This window comes from Streptomyces sp. RKAG337, from assembly GCF_023701715.1.
In the GTDB taxonomy this organism is placed as follows: domain Bacteria; phylum Actinomycetota; class Actinomycetes; order Streptomycetales; family Streptomycetaceae; genus Actinacidiphila.
This window is the reverse complement of sequence record NZ_JAJOZA010000001.1, coordinates 5137274-5156895: the sequence shown is the minus strand read 5'-3', so window position 1 is coordinate 5156895 and position 19622 is coordinate 5137274. Positions and strand designations below refer to the sequence as shown.

The following is a 19622-nucleotide window of genomic DNA, read 5'->3' as shown; positions in this document are numbered from 1 at the left end:
TCCCTCCCCGGCCACCGCCCTTCTGTCGTGCGCCCCGCTCCGGCTCCGCTACTTCAGCGCCGGGAACAGGTCCAGGAACACATCGGGGGCGACCGCGATGCCCCGGCCGAAGGGCGCGTCGAGGTCCCAGATCAGGAACAGCAGGAACGCGATGAGCGCGCTGAACAGGCCGGCCAGCAGCAACTCCCGGCCCGAGCGGCGGATCTGCAGCGTGAAGATCAGCCCCACCGTCACCAGGGCGCCCGCGATGAGGCCGAACCACACCATCCCGGGCATCGTCGCGCCCGCGTTCTGGCCGCGCGCGGTGCGCGCCTCGTCGGCCACCGCGACCTGGTCCACCACCGGCTGGTAGGCCTGGGCGTCCAGGTCCCCCTTGGGCGCGTAGTCCGTCACGTCGCGGCGCACCGCCGACAGCAGCTCCGTCCCCTTCGGGGAGAGGGTGCCGTGGTCGGCCATGTACGGCCACTCCTTGTGGACCACGTACGAGACGTACGCGTCGACGTCCGTCCGGATCCGGTCCCGGACCTCGGGCGGATACACCTGCACGCGGGTGCTGACCTCGTGCAGGGCCTGCGCCTCACGCATCACGTCGTCCTGCGCCGCGCCCTGGCCCTCCCACACCCCGGCGATCGCCAGGCCCAGGACGATCGCGTAGATCACCCCGATCATCATCGTCATGTACTCGATGACGTCGGGTGTCTCGGTGGGGTCGTCGTCCACCGGGACGCGCCGCTGTCTGAGCACCACGACGGTGATGACGACCACGCAGGCCGCGGCCATCGCGATCACCAGAGCAATCCACTGCGACATGAGGAACTCCTAGCTGACGTAACTGACAGCGGGTCTACGGGTCACCGGTCGTCGGAACGACGTCAACGGGCCCTGCGGTACACGTGCGAACCCGGCCGGAGCACGGCCGCCGCGAGCAGTCCCGGCACCGTCGTGAGCAGCATCGTCATCATCAGCGGCTGCCGGTGGTGCTTGGGGGGCGCCGGTGCCGCCACGCGGACCGGCCAGTGCACGGGCGGGCGCGGCGGCGGGGCGTGCCGCGGCGACGGGGTCGGCGCGGGGGTGACGACGGGCTCCGGGCTGCTGCTCGGCGCCGGTTCCGGCGAGGGCTCGACACGGGGCGGCGGGGTGACCCGCGGGGGCGGGACGACCACGCGGTGCGTCGGACTCGGCGTCGGGTGCGGTGTGGGCACGGGGGTCGGTACGGGCGTGGGTGTGGGGCTGGGGGTCGGTGTGGGGGTCGGCGTCGGGGTCGGGGTCGGGGTCGGTTCAGGACACGACGGATGGTCGCCGTGCCAGTGCCAGTAGCAATGGCAGTGGTGGTGGTGATGCCAACCCCAGTGCCACTCACCGTGACCGGTGCCGTGAACGGAGCCGTGGCCGTCCTCGTCGCCGTCCTCGTCGCCGGACCCCTGTCCGTGGCTGTACGGGGCCTGGACGCAGACCCGCACCGAGCCGGGCTCCACCTGGACCGTGACCGGTCCCGGACAGTCCTCGCCGGCGACCGCGACCGGTACCAGCAACCCCGAACCGCACAGGGCGGTCCCCGCCGCCACCACTGCTCCTCGCAGGGCGGCCCTTCCCCACCGATTTCTCACACAACAGATCTTGAGGCCGCGCGAAGCGCGACTACGGCCCAGTTCGAACCTGTTCCCCCGAACGAATCAACGCAAGGTCATTAAACCTCGCACCAGTTCGAATATCAGCCGACAAGGCGCATCTCGTGCGGGGTGCCGTTGAGCCGCCGGCCGCCCTCCGCCGTGCACGTCACGATGTCCTCGATCCGTACCCCGAAACGCCCCGGCAGATAGATGCCCGGCTCGATCGAGAAGCACATCCCCGGCACGATCGGCCGCTCCTCGCCTTCCACCATGTAGGGCGGCTCGTGCGTCGTCACACCGATGCCGTGGCCGACCCGGTGGATGAAGTACTCGCCGTACCCCGCGTCCGTGATGACCTTGCGGGCCACCCGGTCGATCTCCTGGCAGGCGATACCGGGCCGGACCGCCTCGAAGGCCGTCTGCTGCGCCTCGCGCACGATGTCGTGCACCTTCCGCTCCTCGTCCGAGGGCTCGCCGACGTGCACCGTGCGTGTGGTGTCGGAGCCGTAGCCGTCCTTGAGGCCGCCGAAGTCCAGCACCACCATGTCGCCGTCGGCGATGGTCCGCTCCCCCGCCTCGTGATGCGGGTTGGCGCCGTTCGGCCCGGAGCCCACGACGGTGAAGTCGACCTGGCTGTGCCCGTACGAGATCAGCAGGTCCGCGAGGTCGCCCGCCACCTCGGTCTCCCGGCGGCCCGCGAACCGCACCTTCAGGATGTCGCCGTACGCGGCGTCCGCCGCCGCTCCCGCCGCCGCCAGCCGCGCCAGCTCGTGCTCGTCCTTGACCGCCCGCAGCATCGGCAGCACATCGGTCAGCGACGCGTACGCCGTACCGGGCAGCGTCCGCTGGAAGCCCAGCAGGTGCATCGCCCACGCCGAGTCGGAGATCCCGTAGCGCCCCTCGGGCCGCAGCAGCCCGATCGCCGCGTTGTAGGGGTCCTGTCCGTCGGTCCAGTCCGTCAGCAGGACCGCCCCCGCGCCCTCCGCCGTCTCGGCGTCCGGCCGCTCCAGGACCGGCACCAGCATCTGCGGCTCCTCGCCTGCCGCCAGGACGAGCATCGTCAGCCGCTCGGTGATCGCCGTGGGCTGGTACCCGCACAGATAGACCAGGTCCGGGCCGGGGGTCACGACCACGCCGGCCAGTCCCGCCGCGGCCGCCGCCTCCGCCGCCCGTGCCATCCGGGCCGCGTAGTCCTCCCGCGTGAACGGCTGGATACCCGCCATGACGCCTCCTGAGGCCGCCGGCCACCGGCGGATGCCGGACCGTACGGCTTCCAGCCTCAGGTCTCCCGACCCGGGGCGCGACCGGGGGCGGGACCGCGGCCCCGGTCGCGCCCCGGGTCGGGAAACGCCGGGAGCCCCCGGCCATTGCTGGCCGGGGGCTCCCGGATGGATCGAGCGGTGGGCGTGGACGGGTTCGAACCGCCGACCAGCGCCGTGTAAAGGCGCTGCTCTACCACTGAGCTACACGCCCTCGGAACGTGAAGTGACAGATTACATCGCCGAACCCCGTGCTCCCCAACCGGATACCAAGGACGGGTAAAGCATCGCCCGGCGTTCGGTCACGTGTCCGTGCAACCGGCCCGGGCCGTGTATTCGTCTTGGTCAGGTGGGAGACTGGAGCCGACAGACACCAGCGGCGGACCTGCGGGAGAGAGTCACTGTGACGACGGCACGCTCGTGGTGGCGGCGCGGCGACAATCTGCGCGCCGATGCCCAGGCCGCGAAGGACGCCGCCTCTCAGGCCTTCTACGAGCTGGACACCGCGCAGCGCGACCTGGACCTGTCGATAGAGACCATCAGCGCCGTCGACAACTCGCCGGCCGCGCAGCGCGCGCTGGCCGGGTTCCGGGCGCTCGGCGAGCAGATCGACCAGGTCAGCGGGGCGTACATCGCCACCGTCGACGCCCATGACCTGGACCGTGACGAGCTGGACACGGCGACCGCCACCCGGGCCCGTAACGAGCTGACGAAGGCGAAGGACGACCTCGACCGGGCCAAGGCCGACCTGGAGCGGTTCGCCGCGAGCCTCGCACCGCTGCTGGGGAAGGCCGAGACGCAGCTGGCCCGGCTGGCGCCGGCGGTGGAGCGGGCGCGGCAGGGGCTGTTGGCGGCGAGCAACGCGCTGGACGCGGTGCGGGCCGCCGGGCTGAAGGGCGACGAGCTGGCCTCGCGGCTGGCGGCGCTCTCGCCGGAGCTGACGAAGCTGAACCAGGGGGCCGGGACGCACGGCGTGCCGGAGACGCTGGCGCGCGCGGAGGACGTGCAGCGCCGTGCGGAGGCGATCCGGGCGGAGGCGTCGCGCCTGCCGGAGCAGGCGAAGGAGATCGACAAGCGGCTGGTCAGCCTGCGCACCCGCGTCGAGGCGCTGGCCACCCGGGCCGGTGGCGTCGAGCCGGTCCTCAGCGAGCTGCGGCGGCGTTTCTCGCTGGCGTGCTGGCAGGACCTGCAGCAGGTGCCGGCGCAGGCGGAGACCGCCGTGGCGCAGGCGAGTGCCAAGCTCGCGGAGGCCGTCAAGGCCCGCGACGACCAGCGCTGGGCCGACGCGACGTCCCGGCTGAGCACGGTCCGGGCGCTGCTGGACGACGTGGACGGGTCGGTCTCCGCCGCCGGTGACCGGCTGCGCCGGCTGAACGAGGTCAGCAAGGATCCGAAGGCCGAGGTCGAGAAGACCCGGTTCGCCATCCGTGACGCGCAGCGGCTGGCGATGCAGGGCCGTACGACGCCTGAGCCCCGGCACGCCCGGCCGCTGGACGACGCGGTGGCGCGGCTGGACCGGGCGCTCGCCGCGCTGGAAGGACGGCACCCGGACTACTGGGCCTTCCTGACGGAGACGGCGGCGGTGCGGGAGACCGTGAACCGGGTCGTCGCGAACATCCGTGAGGACCGGGCGCAGGGGCGCTGACGCTCGCTCTCCAGGGACCATCGGCCGGCGGGGCTATTCTTCGGGGCATGCCCCGATACGAGTTTCGCTGCCGGTCCTGCGGTACCACCTTCGAGCTGAACCGGCCGATGGCCGAGTCCTCCGACCCCGCGAGCTGCCCCGAGGGGCACGACGACACGGTGAAGCTGCTGTCGGCCGTCGCCGTGGGCGGCAGCGCGGCCGCTCCCGCGTCGGGTGGCGGCGGTGGCGGTGGGTGCTGCGGAGGCGGCTGCTGCAGCTGACGCTCCGCGTCGTCCGCATCCCTCCGCGTCGGGACCCGGTGTTCACCCTCGCGACATGTGCCCGTTCGTCGGTCCTCATGACCGCGTGCGACGTTCCTCTCTAAAGTTGGCTAGACAACTTATCGAGGACCGTATGGACCTGACCCGTCTCCCGGCGGCCTGGCTGCGGGACAACTGCCGCTGCGCCCAGTGCCGCGATCCGCGCAACGGCCAGAAGCTCTTCCAGATCACCGATCTGCCAGCGGACTTGGCGGTCGGCGAGGTGCGGGCCGGCGAGGCCGCGTTCGAGGTGGAGTGGCTCCCGGACGGCCACCGGTCCGTCTACGGGACCCGGTGGCTCGCCTCGGCGGACCCCGCCGACGGCGATGGCAGCGGGGACAGCGGCGACGGCCGCACCGAGGCCGGCAAGCAGCTGTGGTGCGCCGCCGATCTGGACGGGCACCTGCCCGAAGCCGGCTGGGAGGCGTATCTCGCCGACCCGGCCGAGCGCATACGGGTGCTGGAGTCCGTCCAGCGGCTCGGCTTCGCCCTGCTGCGGGACGTGCCCCGCACCGAACGGCAGGTGCTGGCCGTCGCCGGGACCTTCGGCCATGTCCGCGAGACGAACTACGGCACGCTGTTCGACGTACGCGTCGAGGCGGACCCGAACAACCTCGCCTTCACCGGCGCGGCGATCACCCCGCACACCGACAATCCGTACCGCGACCCCGTACCGACCCTGCAGTTGCTGCACTGTCTGACGAATGCCGCCGTCGGCGGCGACTCGGGGCTGGTCGACGGTTTCGCCGCCGCCGCGCTGCTGCGCACCGAGGACCCGGCCGCTTTCGAGGTGCTCACCCGCACCCTGGTGCCCTTCCGCTTCGACGACGCCCGCACCGCGCTGCGCGCCGACCGGCCGCTGATCGACGTGGACCCGCTCGGGCGGATCCGTGAGGTCCGTTTCAACAACCGGTCCATCGGGACGCTCCGGCTGTCGCGGGAGGCGCTGGACTCCTTCTACCGCGCCTACCGGACCTTCGGTGAGCTGCTGTCGCGCGCGGAGCTGCGGCTCGACTTCCGGCTGGCTCCCGGCGACTGCCTCATCTTCGACAACACCCGTCTGCTGCACGCCCGTACCGCGTTCGCCGAGAGCGGCGAGCGTCATCTGCAGGGCTGCTACGCCGACCTCGACGGGCTCGCGAGCACGCTCGCCGTGCTGCGCCGGGAGCGGCCGCTCGACGAACTGGCCGGCCTCTTCGACGGCGCGGGCGCCGAGCAGTACCTGGGCGAGGACGTCACCCAGGCCCAGCACATGCTGCAGGCCGCCTCCCTCGCGGAGGCCGCGGGCGCCGCGCCCGCCCTCGTCGCCGCGGCTCTGCTGCACGACGTGGGGCACTTCCACGGGGCGGTGAGCGGCGCGGACCTGATGGCCGGGACCGACAACCGCCACAGCCACACGGGCGCCGAGTGGCTGGCGCGGTGGTTCGGACCTGAGGTGACGGAGCCGGTACGGCTGCACGTGGCCGCGAAGCGGTATCTGTGCGCGGTGGAGCCGGAGTACTTCGGCCGGCTGTCGGAGGCCTCGGTCCACACCCTGCGGGTGCAGGGCGGGCCGATGTCGCAGAACGAGGTGCGCGACTTCGAGGCCGAGGCCTTCTGCGCCGAGGCGGTGCGGCTGCGCCGGTGGGACGAGGGCGCGAAGGACGTACGGGTGGCGGCCGCCGCGGACTTCGCCCACTACCGGCCGTTGCTGGCAGGGCTGTTGCGGTAGCACCGCACGACAGGAGGGGGTCCGCCGAACACCCGGACGGACCCCCTCGGCGTCAGCCGGGAGCTACGGCTGGAGCCGTCCCGCGAAGCGGCGCTCGAAGCCGTCGCCGGTGTCCGCCGTCACCGTGAAGTCGTACCGGCCCGCGGCGGCGGACGGGACGACCGCGGTCGCCGAGCCGCCGGGCGCGACCGTCACCTGGTGGCCGGGGTAGCTGAACACCGCGGGCTTTCCGCCCGCGTTGGTGAGCTTGAGGTGGACGCCGTCCGGTGCCTCGACCGCCGCCACCTCCGGGTGCGCCTTCGCCGGGTTGGTCCAGGTGCGGACGTCGCCCTTGCAGCCGCGCAGGAATCCGTCCGGGCCGTGGGTGTCGATGTCGTACGGGCCGCCGCTGACGGCCTGGGCGCTGAAGTAGTCCGTGATGCTGCCGCCCACCGGCAGTGTGTAGCGCCAGGCGCCGAACTTGCGGTGGTTGACGGTGTACATCGACAGTCCGGCACCCAGGGTGCCGAGGTTGTCGACGGTGATCCAGATCAGGCCCTTTGCGGCGTCGGTCCGCGAGGACGAGCCGAAGCGGTAGCCGGTGGGCAGCACCGGGCGGTCGCCCGGCTCCACCTCGGGGAAGTGCTGGACCACCGGCGGGAAGAGCGGCGGCAGCACCTTCTTGTGCTGTTCGGCCAGGTCCGCCAGCAGCTTCTTGGTGTCGGGCAGCGCGGGGAACGCCGTGGTGGACGTCCGGAAGTCGAACGCCGACATCAGGTCGCCGCAGACGGTGCGGCGCCAGGCGGAGATGTTGGGTTCGCGCACCCCCGTCCAGTTCTCCAGGAACCGCAGGACCGACGTGTGGTCGAAGACCTCGGAGTTGATGCGGCCGCCGCGGCTCCAGGGCGATATGACGATCATCGGGACGCGCGGGCCGAGCCCGATGGGCGCGCCGTTGATGAACTCGTCCGGGGTGCCGTCGGGGGCGGCCGGCGGGATGACGTGGTCGAAGAAGCCGTCGTTCTCGTCGTAGTTGAGCAGGACGACGGTCTTGGCCCAGACCTCGGGGTGGGCGGCGAGGGCTTCCAGCACGTAGGAGGAGGTGAAGTCCGCGCCCTGGGCCGGCGGGTGGTTGGGGTGCTCCGACTGGTCGGTGGGGGCCACCACCCAGCTGACGGCGGGCAGTTTCCCGTTGGCCACGTCCTGGGCGAAGTCGTCCGCGCCCCGCTTGACCATGCCGTTGACGTACAGCGGGGAGTCCTTGGAGGCGTTCTGGTACTGCTTGAACCAGGCCAGTGCGTTGTCGTCGTAGTTGTCCTCCTGCTGGTAGACCTTCCAGGAGATGCCCGCGGCCTGCAGACGCTCCGGGTAGGTCGTCCAGGTGTAGCCCTTCTCGCTGTTGTCGACGACCGGGCCGCCGGCGGTGCCGCGCGGGTCGACCGTTCCGGACCACAGGTAGAGGCGGTTGGGGTTGGTGGACGCCATGGTGGAACAGAAGTACTGGTCGCAGAGGGTGAAGGCATCGGCGAGCGCGTACTGGAAGGGGATGTCCTGGCGCTTGTAGTAGCCCATCGTGTACCAGGACTTGGCGGGGATCCAGTTGTTGTACTGGCCGTTGGCCCAGGCGCTGTGGGTGCCGTCCCAGGAGTGGTCCAGGTCGAAGATCCGCTGGGCGTCGGAGGTGGCGGTGTCCAGGTGCCAGGGCAGCAGGCTGGTGCCGCCGACGGAGCCGAGCAGCCGCTGGTGCAGGACGTCGGAGCCGTTCGGGAAGCGGAGCAGCGAGCTGTCGCCGTAGCCGCGGGCGCCGTTCAGCGTGCCGAAGTAGTGGTCGAACGAGCGGTTCTCCTGCATCAGGACCACGACGTGCTCGACATCGTCCAGCGTGCCCTGCCGTGCGGGCTCGGCCAGCGCCTGCTGCAGGCCGGCGGGCAGAACGCCGGTGCCGATGGCCGCGCCGGTGGCGACGGCCGAACCCAGCAGCGTACGGCGGGAGATGCCGGTTTTGGGCAGGCGGGAGAGGGCGGACACGGTGCCTCCTGGTCAGAGAGGTGCGGGGGGTTACTCGCGGTTACTGGCGAGTAGGATGATGGCAGCCGCACATGAACAGGGGAAGACCGGAGGCAGACCTTTCGTCAGATTCCCGTGCGACGGGAAAGTGAGGTGACCGCCGTCGAGTTGTGGACGGTGAAGGCGACCGTTCCCGGCAGGTAGCGGTCCTGCGACCACTCCACCGGGGAGCCCGCCGGATCGGTGGTGCGGCGCCGCTCGCGCAGCAGCGGATCGCCCACCAGGCAGCCGAGCAGCCGGGCGTCGTCGGCGTCGGCGAGGGCCAGGTCGATGGTGTGGTGGGCGTCGGTGAACAGCACGCCCTGCTCCTGGAGCGGCACGGTGTGCGAGACCGCGTGCGGGTCCAGCGCCTCGACGAGGGCGCCTATGTGCTCGGGGTAGACGGTGCGCTCCACCATCACCGGGACGCCGGAGAGGGTGCGGACCCGCAGCACCCGGTAGACCTCGGCGCCCGGTTCCAGCCGGAGTTGCTCGCGTTCGACCTCGTCGGCGGGACTGCGGATGATCTCCACCACCCGGCCGCCGGGCTCCTCGCCGATGGAGCGGGCCCAGCGGGTGAAGCTGAGCAGCTCGCCGAAGCTCTGCACCCGGGCGGTGCCCAGCACGACACGGCGGGTGCCGCGCCGGGAGGTGACCAGTCCGTCGGCCCGCAGTACGGCCAGGGCCTGGCGCACGGTGCCGCGCGAGACGCCGTAGCGGGTGGCGAGTTCGCCCTCGGCCGGCAGTCGGCCGCCGGACCCGTAGGCGCCGTCGGCGATGGCCTGCCGGAGATCGGCGGCCACCTTCCGGTACATCGTCTGCCGGCCGTCCGCCACGCTGCTCCCCCACGTCGATCACTGCTCCGGCGACCGAGCCTAGATCCTGTCCGCCGGATCACCCGCGGACGGCCCACCGACGGACCACACTCCGACCCTAACCGCCGATTCAACCGCCGATTCCGGGCCAACCGTGTCATTCCCGCGGCCGACACCGGAACGCAGTGGCGCGTTCATCCGCCGGACACTGGACTGCGGCGTACTGAGGTCGTCATTGTTCGAGTTGTACAGCCAACCCTGGCTATCTCCCGTCCCCATGGAGAGTCTCGTGATTCTGCCCCGCCCCCGGGCCGCCGGCCTCGCAGGTGTCCTCGCCATAGCTGCGCTCGGCCTCAGTGCCTGTGGCGCAGCACCCACCGAGAGCACGGCGGCCGACGGCAAGAAGAGTGCCGCCACCGCCACCTCCGCCACCGAGATGGGCGGGATGGACGCCCTGGTCGCCGCCGCGAAGAAGGAGGGCAAGCTCAACGCGATCGCCCTGCCGCGCGACTGGGCCAACTACGGCGCGCTCATCGACGGCTTCAGCAAGAAGTACGGCATCAAGGTCGAGGTCGAGAACCCCGACGCCTCCAGCCAGATCGAGATCTCCGCGATCAGCACCCGCAAGGGCCAGGACCGCGCCCCCGACGTCGTCGACCTCGGCAGCGCCTTCGCGCTCAGCGGCGCCTCGCAGGGCCTGTTCGCCTCGTACAAGGTCGCCGACTACGAGAAGATCCCGGCGGCCCAGAAGGACGCACAGGCGCGCTGGTACTACGACTACGGCGGCTACGTCTCGATCGGCTGCGACGCCAAGCGCGTCAAGGAGTGCCCCTCGACCTTCGCGGACCTCCTCAAGCCGCAGTACAAGGGCCAGGTGGCGCTGAACGGCAACCCGACGAAGTCCGGTTCGGCGTTCGGCGGCGTCTACGCGGCGGCCATCGCCAACAAGGGCTCCTTCGACAACATCCAGCCCGGTCTGGACTTCTTCGGGCAGCTGAAGAAGTCGGGCAACTACAACCCGGTGGAGTCGACCCCGGCGACCGTCCAGAAGGGCGAGACGCCGATCAGCATCGACTGGGACTACCTCAACGCGGGTTACACCGACGAGTTCAAGACGAAGAACGTCGACTGGAAGGTCTCCATCCCCAGCGACGGCGTCTATGCCCAGTACTACGCGCAGGCCGTGAACAAGGACGCGCCGCACCCGGCCGCCGCCCGCCTGTGGGAGGAGTACCTGTACAGCGCCGAGGGCCAGAACCTGTGGCTCAAGGGCTACGCCCGTCCCGTGCTGATGGACGCCCTCAAGCAGGCCGGCACGCTCGACGCCGCTGCCGCCGCCAAGCTGCCCGCCGTCGCCGGCACCCCGGCCTTCCCGACGCCCGCGCAGGTGGACGCGGCCAAGAAGACCGTCACCCAGGGCTGGGCCAAGGCCGTCTCCTGATGACCCTGAAGACCAAGGCGCCGGCCGGCATGCTGGCGGCGCTGCCACTCGTGCTGTTCATGCTGGTGGCGTTCGGCCTGCCCGCCGTCGCCATGCTGACCGGTGCCTTCAGTACGTCGAGTGACGCGCCCGGCGGCGCGCAGTGGACGACGGCGAACCTCACGGACTCCGTGCAGGGCGCCTACCTCACCGGACTGGTCAGCAGCGTCAAGCTGTCGGCGCTGTCCGCACTGCTCGCCGCCGTGCTCGGACTCCCCCTCGCGCAGGCCGTGGTGACCTCGCGTCACCGCGCCCTGCGCGAGGGTGTCCTCGCGGCGTCCGGCGTGCTCGCCAACTTCGGCGGGGTACCGCTCGCCTTCGCCTTCATCGCCACTCTCGGCAACGCGGGCGTCCTCACCGAGCACCTGGGCCTGACCGGTGCCGGCTGGAGCCTGTACACGTTCTGGGGCCTGGTCGTCGTCTACCTCTACTTCCTGCTGCCGCTGATGGTCCTGGCCATCACCCCGGCGCTGGAGGGCCTGCGCAAGCAGTGGCGCGAGGCCGCGCAGAACAACGGCGCCACCGGCTTCCAGTACTGGCGGTACGTCGCGCTGCCGGTGCTGGCCCCGTCCCTGCTCGGCGGCTACGTGCTGCTCTTCGGCAGCGCCTTCGCCGCCTACGCCACGGCCGCCGCGCTGGGCAGCGGCTCGGTGCCGCTGATCACCGTGCAGATCGCCGACGCGCTCTCCGGCAACGTCCTGGTCGGCCAGGGCAACATCGCGCTCGCGCTCAGCCTGGACATGGTCGTGGTCGCCGGGCTCGTCATGGCGGTCTACGTCCCCCTCCAGCGAAGGAGCGCACGATGGCTCGACTGACCCGCAAGCCGCTGTGGCGCGGCGCCGTCGGCCTGCTGGCCGGCCTGTACTTCCTGGTCCCGGTGGCCGCCTCGGTGATCTTCACCGTGGATGTCCCGGGCCAGGGCTTCACCCTGGACGCGTACAGCGGCATCCTCAGCGCGGACGGCTTCACCGACAGCCTGCTGCTCACCCTGGAGCTGGCCGCCGCGACCATCGTCCTGGTGATGGTGCTGCTGGTCCCGGCGCTCGTCGCGGTGCGCCTCGGCGCTCCCCGGCTGCGGCCGCTCCTGGAGATCATCTGCTCGCTGCCGCTGGTGGTCCCGTCGGTGGCGCTGGTCTCCGGCTACAGCAGTGTGCTGCGCTGGGGACCGGAACACCTCTCGCGCACCCCGCTGTTCCAGACGTTCACCGCGGTGCAGGACAAGCGGTTCCCGTTCGTCCTGGTCCTGGCCTACACGGTGATGGCGCTGCCGCTCGCCTACCGGGCGCTGGACTCCGGGCTGCGCGCGGTCGACGTCCGCGTCCTCGTGGAGGCCGCGCGCAGCTGCGGCGCGAGCGCGCCGCGGGCCGTCCTGCAGGTGGTGCTGCCCAACCTGCGCGGCGCGCTGCTGAACGCGTCCTTCCTGACCCTCGCGCTGGTCCTCGGCGAATACACCGTCGGCGCCCTGCTCGGGTACCAGCCGTTCGCGGTGTGGATCGTCAACACCGGAGGCAACCAGGCGCAGTTGTCGGTGGCCGTCTCGGTGCTGAGCCTGGTGGTCACCTGGATGCTGCTGCTGGTGTTCGCCATGCTGGGCCGTGGCGCCAAAGTCCCTCCCCCAGCTACCGCTGGGGGTACCCCCAACCGCCGGGCCGGCCGCGACGCGGCCGCTCCCGCACCCATCGCACAGGAGGTGGCATGACCGCCGCCACGGCTTCCACCGAGGCCACCGCGTCCGCCATGGACCCCGCCGACTCCACGACGGCCACCACCGTCGAGTTCCGCGCGCTCCGCAAGTCGTTCGGCGCCACCGTGGCGCTCGACGGCCTGGACCTGACCGCCCGACCCGGTGAGCTGCTCGCGCTGCTCGGCCCGTCCGGCTGCGGCAAGACCACGGCGCTGCGGATGCTGGCCGGCTTCGAACGGCCCGACTCCGGCCAGGTCCTGGTCGACGGCCAGGACATCAGCGGGGTGCCCGCGCACCGCCGCGACGCCGGGATGGTCTTCCAGTCGTACAGCCTCTTCCCGCACCTGACGGCCGCCGACAACGTCGCGTTCGGCCTGAAGATGCGGCGGACCGGCGCCGCCGAGCGCCGCAAGCGCGCCCATGAGCTGCTGGAGCTCGTCGGGCTGCCGCAGCACGCCGACCGCTTCCCGCACCAGCTCTCCGGCGGCCAGCAGCAGCGCGTGGCGCTCGCCCGCGCGCTGGCGCTGCGGCCCAAGGTGCTGCTGCTGGACGAGCCGCTGTCGGCGCTGGACGCCAAGGTCCGGGTGACGCTGCGCGAGGAGATCAGGCGGTTGCAGCAGGAGCTGCGGATCACCACCGTCTTCGTCACGCACGACCAGGAGGAGGCGCTGTCGACGGCCGACCGGGTCGCGGTGATGCGCGACGGCCGGCTGGAGCAGGTCGCGGCCCCCTCCGAGCTGTACGACAACCCCGCGACCGCGTTCGTCGCCGAGTTCGTCGGCACCATGAACCGGCTGCCGGGCGTCATGGCGGACGGTGACGTGGAGGTGCTCGGACAGCGGCTGCCGGTGCGCGGCGCCGCCCCGGCGCAGGGCCCGGTGGACGTCCTGGTCCGGCCGGAGGCACTGGAGGCCACCGCGGACGCGGACGGCCGCTCCCGGGTGCTCACCGCCGCCTTCCACGGCTCGGTCACCCGGCTCACCCTGTCGCTGCCGGACGGCGCGACGGTCAAGGCGGACGTGCCCAGCCACCGCGCGGCCACCCTGCCGGCCGGCGCGACCGTCACCGTGGCCCTCCCGCAGCGCCCCGTGCTCGTCGACGGACCCACCGCGTGACGCTTCAGGCGGTGCTCTTCGACATGGACGGCACGCTGGTCGACACCGAGGGGGTGTGGTGGGACACGGTCGCCGAGACCGCGTCGGCGCTCGGCTACACGCTGACCGAGGCGGACGTCCCCGACGTGCTGGGCCGGTCGGTCGACCACACCACCGGCCATCTGCTCACGGCCACCGGGACCGCCCGGACCCGTGAGCAGCTGGCGGCGGAGCTGGACGACCGCTTCGCCGAGCTGGTGGCGCGCGAGGTACGGCCGCGCCCCGGCGCGACCGTGCTGCTGGCCCGGCTGCGCGCGGAGGGGGTGACGACGGCGCTGGTGTCGGCCTCGCCGCGGCGGGTCGTGGAGCTGGTGCTCGACGTGCTCGGCCGGGAGAACTTCGCGGTCTCCGTCACCGCCGACGACACCACCCGCACCAAGCCCGCCCCGGACCCGTACCTGGCCGCCGCCCGGCTGCTCGGCGCCGATCCGGCCCGCTGTGTCGCCGTGGAGGACACCCCCACCGGGGTCGCCTCCGCCGAGGCCGCGGGGTGCCAGGTGCTGGCCGTGCCGTCCGTCGTGCCGATCCTGCCCGCACCGGGCCGGACGGTGCTGCGCAGCCTGGAGCAGGCGGGGCCCGCGCTGCTGCGCTCCCTCGTCGCGGACCGGGCGGCAGCCGGCGGAACAGTTGATGAAGAGGCCCGCCGGGAGGATGCTTGAGTTAAGTGGGGCATGTGGTTCCGCTTGCCCCCGCTTCCGCCAAGGAGGCCGCTCATGGTCATACGACTCGACGAGCATCTGCCCGCTGATCACCGGCTGAGCCAGGTCTACCGCGTCGGCGCGGGCCTCACGGGGCTCGTGCTGCTGGTCTTCGGCATCCTGGGGCTGCTGAACCAGGTCCCGTTCCTGGACACCCACGGAGACACGGTGGCGGGACTCAACACCAACGGCACGCTGAGTGTCCTGTCGATCGCCGCCGGACTGCTGCTCTTCGCGGGCATGGTCATCGGCGGGAACATCGCCTCGAACCTGAACATGGTCCTCGGGACCCTGTTCATCCTCAGCGGCTTCGTCAATCTCGCCCTGCTGGACACCAGCCACAACTTCCTGGCCTTCGAGATGCCCAACGTCATCTTCAGCTTCGTGGTCGGCCTGATGCTGCTCATCTTCGGCATGTACGGCCGCGTCACCGGCGGGCTCCCGCACGACAACCCGTACTGGCGACAGCGCCACCCCGAAGCGGCGGCGCGCGAGGCGGCGGCACGAGCGGCTGTGGCCGCCCGCCGGACCCCGCCTCGCGGGCTGCCTCAGCACTAGGGAGTGTCCGCGTACCGCCCGGGAGGATCTACCTCCGGCGGGCGATGGTGAGGCCGTCCGCGACGGTGAGCAGCACGTCGTCCATCCGGTCGTCCGCACGCACCCGGTCGTTGAAGGCGCGGATGGCCGCCGCGGGGCCCTCGACGGCCGGATCGGCGACCGCACCGTGGAAGAGCGTGTTGTCGGCGACGATCAGGCCGCCGGGGTTCATCCGCGGCACCAGCTCCTCCCAGTACGCGACGTAGCTGACCTTGTCCGCGTCGAGGAAGACGAAGTCGATCCACGGCCCCTCGGGCAGCGCGCGCAGCGTGTCCAGCGCCGGAGCGATCCGCAGGTCGATCCGGTCCGCCACGCCCGCCTTCGCCCAGGCCTCGCGGCCGACGGCCGTCCACTCCTCGGAGACGTCACAGGCGATGAGCTGTCCGTCCGCCGGCATCGCCTGGGCCATCGACAGCGTGGAGAACCCGGTGAACGTGCCGACCTCGACGATGCGGCGGGCCCCGACCAGCCGCACCAGGAAGGCGAGCAGCGGCCCCTGCTCCTCCGCGGTCTGCAGTCCCGACACATCGGCGAGCCGGGTGTGGGTGAGCTCGACGAGTTCCCGCTGGACCGGGTCCAGCGGCGGGTTGTGCGCGAGTACATATGCGTACAGCTCGGGGGTGAGCTGCGGATTCTTCGTCTCGTACAAGGCTTCTCCTCGGATGGACGCCACGACCTGACCCGCTCTCCATCGTGCACCAGGTCGTAAGGTGACGGGCATGCTCGTGGATGACGCCGTCGCCCTTGTGCCCAGCATTCCAGGCCGCAGGGCCCTGCTGGGGATGGCGGGCGCCCCCGCCGCGGGCAAGTCCACCCTCGCCCGCCGGCTGGTCCACGGGGTCAACAGGCGGCTCGGCGCGGACATGGCGGCGTACGTCCCGATGGACGGTTTCCATCTGTCCAACGCGCAGTTGGCACGGCTGGGACGGGCCGGCCGCAAGGGCGCGCCCGACACCTTCGACGTCGACGGCTACGTCCAGCTGCTGCGCCGGCTGCGCTCCAGCCATGAGCGGCCCGTCTACGTCCCCGAGTTCGACCGCCGGCTGGAGGAGCCGATCGCCGCCGGCCTGGTCGTCCTCCCACAGGTGCGGCTGATCATCACGGAGGGGAACTACCTGGCCGACGACGGGCCGGGCTGGGAGGCGGTACGCGATCTGCTCGACGAGCTGTGGTTCGTCGACGCCCCGCGGGCGGTGCGCGAGCAGCGGCTGCTGCGCCGCCACGTCCGCGGCGGCCGCAGCGAACCCGAGGCGCACGCCTTCATAGCGTCCAGCGAGCGCCCCAACGCGGACCGGGTCGAGGCCGCCCGTGCCAACTGCAACCGCGTGGTCACCACCAGGGAGTGACCGACGGCCTCCGCCGTGGGCGGGGTCAGGCGGCCGCGGCACCGTCCTCCGCGCCGGCCGCCACCTGCGCGAGCATCCGCCGCAGGATCTCCTCGCCCGCCGCGACACCCACCGTGGCGAGCGGCGTCACGTGCGGCGCCCGCCAGCCGCTGTCCGCCAGTTCGCCGTGCCCCGGCTGCCAGCCGGCGTCGGCGGCCAGGAGCAGATCGGCGTCCAGGAGGGAGTCGCCCGCGGCCAGCACCTGGTCGGCACCGGTCCGCCGTACGACCTCTTCGAGCGCCGCGCTCTTGCGCAGCGGCTTGGGGACCGTGTAGATCTTCCGGCCCTGCAGCGACACCGTCCAGCCGCGGCCGTCGGCCCACTCGGTCAGGTCCTTCACGAAGTTCTCGGGCAGCAGCGACCGCTCCACCACGAGGTACGCGAACAGGTCCTCGGCCACCCGCTCCTTGCGCAGCCACGCCGGGTCCGTCACCCGCGCCAGATGCGCGCGCACCTCGGCCAGCGGCACCGAACCGTCCGCGAGACGGCGGCGCATCTCGGCGTTCCAGTCCTGGTCGGTGCGGCCGTCGACCAGCAGATGGCCGCCGTTCGCGCAGATCGCGAAGTGCGGCACCGGGCCCGGCAGACTGATCCGCCGGTACTGCTTGCGGGTACGGGTGGTGGCCGGCACGAACTCCGCCTCGGCGGCCAGCCGCTGCACCAGCGCGGCGGCCGTCTCCGTCATGAACGACAGCGGCTTCGCCTCGTGCACCTCGACGCAGAGCAGCCGTGGCGCCTGCTCGTCGGGCATGCCGAGCGCGAGCGCGGCGGAGGAGTAGATCAGCGTCCGGTCCAGGTCGCTGGCGGCGAGGGTACGGAATCCGGCGCTCATCGGGCGACCGCCTTGCCGTCGGTACCGGTGGCACCTCTGGTGAACTGCGGGTGGATCAGGCCGACACACGAGTAGGGCAGCCCGTCCACCTCCTCCACCGGCACCCCGCGCTGCTCGGCGAGCAGCCGGACGTGGTCCAGGTCCGCGCCGGCGCCGCGCTGCGCCAGGATCTTCCACGGGACGCGGCGCAGCAGCACCCGCGTCGTCTCGCCGACCCCGGGCTTGACGAGGTTCACGTCCCCGATGCCGTACTCCTCGCTGATCCGCTCGACGGCGGCCCAGCCCTCCCAGGTGGGGCTGCGGTCCTGCGACCGCAGAGCCTTGACGTCCTCGGCGACCGCGTCGGCGACGTCGTCGAAGCGGGCCGTCACCGTGTCCAGGAAGAGCCCGGAGACATCCGCGCCGGCCAGCTCCTGGTAGAACTTCCCGCCGTGGAACTCGTCCGGTCCGATCAGGTCCGCGCGCAGCACGGTGCGCGAGATGAGCCCGGAGACGGTGGAGTTGAGGCAGGCGGAGGGGATGAGGAAGTCGTCACGGGTGCCGTAGGTGCCCACGCAGCCGCCCGGGTCCGCGAGCACCGCGATGTCCGGGTTGAAGTTCCCGAACGGCTTGACGGCCTCGGCCAGTTCCCGGGTGATCGCGCCCTTGCCGGTCCAGCCGTCGACGAAGACGACCTGCTCCGGGTCGTGGTGCTCGGCCAGCCAGCGCAGCGCGGTGGTGTCGATGCCCCGGCCGCGCACGATCGAGACGGCGTAGTGCGCCAGCTCCAGGCCGTGCGCGTGCTTCGCCCAGCGGCGTATCAGCACCCCGACCGGCGTCCCGGCGCGCGCCAGCGAGACGAGGACGGCGTCCGGGCCGCGCTCGGCGAGCACCAGCTCGGTGACGGCGCCCACCGCCCGCGCGATCCGGTCGGCCGAGGTGTCCAGCGCGGCGCGGAACAGCGCCTGGTACGCCTCGCTCGGCTGGTACTCCACCGGCAGCGACTCCGCGTAGTGCGCCCCGCCGCTCTGGATCGCCTCCTCGCGCTCCTCGGTCGGCGCCTCCAGCTCGACGTCCGACAGGTCCTTCAGCAACCATCCGACCTCGTCCGCCGCGTACGACGAGAACGCCGGACCGCGCAGGGGGGAGGGAAGCGTGGGGGTCTGGGCCATCTGCTGAACCTGTCCGTTCGGTTGGTACGCGGGCACGACCGCGAGCAGTACCTGCCCGGTGTGAGCCGCGAGATGCGCGAGCAGCCCGTCGGGCGCGTGCAGCGCCGGGGTGTCCCCCGCCGAGTCCACGACGGCGACGATCACGTCGAAGCCGCCGCCCGCGACGTTGTAGGCGTAGCGCGGGCCGGGCCCGTCGGAGGGGTCGTCGTGCGCGGGGAAGACGATCCGGCTGCGGATCGCGTAGCCGGGGTCGTCCACGGCCAGCACGGGCGAGCGGGTCGTGGTGGAGAACCGGACCTCGGCACCGGTCCCGTCCTGGATCTCCTGGGCGAGCCGCAGCGGCGCGTACATCAGCTCCTCGTTGCCGAGGACGAGGATGCGGCGCGGGTCCTGCGGCGGGAGCGCCCGGCGGACCGCCTCGGCCATCGACGGCAGCGCCGCCTCCAGCCGCTCCCGGTGCGCGGGCGTGAAGCCGTGCCGGCCGCCGTCCGGCAGCCCCTCGGGCCAGCCGAGGTCCACCCGGACCGCCTCGTACGCCGTCGCGGGCGCGGGCGGCGGGGTGACGCTCGCCCTGACGAGCGCCTGGCCGCGTTCCAGCACGCCCTCCGGCAGCCGGACCGTGCCGGACGCCAGCGACAGCAGGTCGATGCGCGCGCCGAGCCCGGCCGCGAACTCCGTCAGCCGCTCCCGGTCCGCGTCCGACCGCATGTCGACGAGCGCGACGACCACGTAGTGGGCGCGCGGGTGGCGGGCGTGCAGATCCCTGATGGTGTTGAGGACGGTCTGGCCCGTCGAGAACTCGTCGTCGACCAGTACCAGCGGACCGTCCCCGGTCAGCAGCTCCGGGTCCGCCGGCAGCAGCAGATGGCCCGTCGCGTGGCTGTGCTCCTCCTCGAAGCCGCCGGCCGCCGCGACCCCGGCGACCGCGCGCCGCGTCGAGTGCAGATACGGCGCGAGGGCGACCCCGTCGGCCACCGCGTGCCCGAGGCCCGTCGCGGTCTCCGCGTAGCCGAGGACGACGGACCGCGCGGCCTGCTCGTCACCGAGCAGCTCCCGCACCCGGCGGCCGAGGCCGTACCCGGCGGTGTGGACGTCGGAGGGATGCCGGGGAACGTGCTTGCCCAGCACGTTCGACACCAGCAGGTGCGCGCGCTTCGGGTTGTCCCGCAGCGCGAGCCCGAGCAGCTCGCTCAGCCCCTCACCTTCGAGGGCGATGTCCAGCCGGTCGGCGACCCACTGGCCGGACCATGTCGGTGTTGCTGCCATGCGGTGGTTCT

General features: G+C 72.2%; 18 protein-coding genes and 1 tRNA gene. 10 read left to right on the top strand and 9 right to left on the bottom strand.

What is annotated here, in order from left to right; translation table 11 throughout:
• Positions 1-48 precede the first annotated feature (48 nt).
• From LNW73_RS22815 to LNW73_RS22800, 4 genes are all read right to left on the bottom strand, one after another.
• Positions 49-810, bottom strand: coding sequence for a bestrophin-like domain (locus LNW73_RS22815; protein ID WP_250975736.1), 762 nt, complete (start codon positions 808-810; stop codon positions 49-51).
• 62 nt (positions 811-872) lie between these two features.
• Positions 873-1565 (bottom strand): hypothetical protein, encoded by a 693-nt coding sequence (locus LNW73_RS22810; RefSeq protein ID WP_250991166.1) that lies wholly within the window; start codon positions 1563-1565, stop codon positions 873-875.
• Between the two features lie 146 nt (positions 1566-1711).
• The gene (locus LNW73_RS22805; protein WP_250991165.1) at positions 1712-2833 is read right to left on the bottom strand and encodes a M24 family metallopeptidase; all 1122 of its coding nucleotides are present in this window, start codon (positions 2831-2833) and stop codon (positions 1712-1714) included.
• A gap of 178 nt (positions 2834-3011) precedes the next feature.
• Positions 3012-3083, bottom strand: a tRNA-Val gene (locus tag LNW73_RS22800).
• Between the two features lie 189 nt (positions 3084-3272).
• Between LNW73_RS22800 and LNW73_RS22795 the strand changes: the two genes are divergently transcribed.
• The 3 genes from LNW73_RS22795 (at position 3273) to tmpA (ending at position 6524) form a co-directional block, all read left to right on the top strand.
• Positions 3273-4514, top strand: a complete 1242-nt coding sequence (locus tag LNW73_RS22795; RefSeq protein WP_250975739.1) for a hypothetical protein — start codon at positions 3273-3275, stop codon at positions 4512-4514.
• Positions 4515-4561: 47 nt separating this feature from the next.
• A complete protein-coding gene (locus LNW73_RS22790; protein ID WP_250991164.1) occupies positions 4562-4774 on the top strand; it encodes an FmdB family zinc ribbon protein in 213 nt (70 codons plus the stop codon).
• 133 nt (positions 4775-4907) lie between these two features.
• A complete protein-coding gene (gene tmpA, locus LNW73_RS22785; protein WP_250991163.1) occupies positions 4908-6524 on the top strand; it encodes a 2-trimethylaminoethylphosphonate dioxygenase in 1617 nt (538 codons plus the stop codon).
• 63 nt (positions 6525-6587) lie between these two features.
• Here tmpA and LNW73_RS22780 read toward each other — a convergent pair whose 3' ends face one another.
• Entirely contained in the window at positions 6588-8531 is a 1944-nt protein-coding gene (locus LNW73_RS22780; RefSeq protein WP_250991162.1) for a phosphocholine-specific phospholipase C, read from the bottom strand.
• Between the two features lie 104 nt (positions 8532-8635).
• A complete protein-coding gene (locus LNW73_RS22775) occupies positions 8636-9364 on the bottom strand; it encodes a GntR family transcriptional regulator (RefSeq protein ID WP_250980150.1) in 729 nt (242 codons plus the stop codon).
• Between the two features lie 277 nt (positions 9365-9641).
• Here LNW73_RS22775 and LNW73_RS22770 point away from each other — a divergent pair, with 277 nt between their 5' ends.
• Genes LNW73_RS22770 through LNW73_RS22745 form a run of 6 tightly spaced genes read left to right on the top strand, consistent with a single transcriptional unit; the run spans position 9642 to position 14938 of the window.
• Positions 9642-10805: an ABC transporter substrate-binding protein gene (locus LNW73_RS22770; RefSeq protein WP_250975743.1), complete on the top strand. Its 1164-nt coding sequence runs from the start codon at positions 9642-9644 to the stop codon at positions 10803-10805.
• The gene (locus LNW73_RS22765; protein WP_250975744.1) at positions 10805-11659 is read left to right on the top strand and encodes an ABC transporter permease; all 855 of its coding nucleotides are present in this window, start codon (positions 10805-10807) and stop codon (positions 11657-11659) included. The genes LNW73_RS22770 and LNW73_RS22765 overlap by 1 nt, the downstream gene beginning before the upstream one ends.
• The gene (locus LNW73_RS22760; protein ID WP_250991161.1) at positions 11647-12543 is read left to right on the top strand and encodes an ABC transporter permease; all 897 of its coding nucleotides are present in this window, start codon (positions 11647-11649) and stop codon (positions 12541-12543) included. Before LNW73_RS22765 ends, LNW73_RS22760 begins: the two co-directional genes overlap by 13 nt.
• Positions 12544-12581: 38 nt before the next feature.
• Entirely contained in the window at positions 12582-13643 is a 1062-nt protein-coding gene (locus tag LNW73_RS22755; protein ID WP_250993006.1) for an ABC transporter ATP-binding protein, read from the top strand.
• A complete protein-coding gene (locus LNW73_RS22750) occupies positions 13640-14341 on the top strand; it encodes an HAD family hydrolase (RefSeq protein WP_250991160.1) in 702 nt (233 codons plus the stop codon). The genes LNW73_RS22755 and LNW73_RS22750 overlap by 4 nt, the downstream gene beginning before the upstream one ends.
• A gap of 54 nt (positions 14342-14395) precedes the next feature.
• Positions 14396-14938: a DUF4383 domain-containing protein gene (locus LNW73_RS22745; protein ID WP_250991159.1), complete on the top strand. Its 543-nt coding sequence runs from the start codon at positions 14396-14398 to the stop codon at positions 14936-14938.
• A 28-nt stretch (positions 14939-14966) separates the two neighbouring features.
• Here LNW73_RS22745 and LNW73_RS22740 read toward each other — a convergent pair whose 3' ends face one another.
• The gene (locus LNW73_RS22740; RefSeq protein ID WP_250991158.1) at positions 14967-15626 is read right to left on the bottom strand and encodes an O-methyltransferase; all 660 of its coding nucleotides are present in this window, start codon (positions 15624-15626) and stop codon (positions 14967-14969) included.
• A 70-nt stretch (positions 15627-15696) separates the two neighbouring features.
• Here LNW73_RS22740 and LNW73_RS22735 point away from each other — a divergent pair, with 70 nt between their 5' ends.
• Positions 15697-16323, top strand: coding sequence for a nucleoside/nucleotide kinase family protein (locus LNW73_RS22735; protein ID WP_250975748.1), 627 nt, complete (start codon positions 15697-15699; stop codon positions 16321-16323).
• Between the two features lie 25 nt (positions 16324-16348).
• On the opposite strand, the gene LNW73_RS22730 is transcribed toward LNW73_RS22735, so the two are convergent.
• Both LNW73_RS22730 and LNW73_RS22725 read right to left on the bottom strand, forming a co-directional pair.
• Complete coding sequence (locus tag LNW73_RS22730; protein ID WP_250975749.1) at positions 16349-17194, bottom strand: HAD family hydrolase; 846 nt, start codon at positions 17192-17194, stop codon at positions 16349-16351.
• Entirely contained in the window at positions 17191-19611 is a 2421-nt protein-coding gene (locus LNW73_RS22725) for a phosphoribosyltransferase (protein WP_250991157.1), read from the bottom strand. The genes LNW73_RS22730 and LNW73_RS22725 overlap by 4 nt, the downstream gene beginning before the upstream one ends.
• Positions 19612-19622 lie beyond the last annotated feature (11 nt).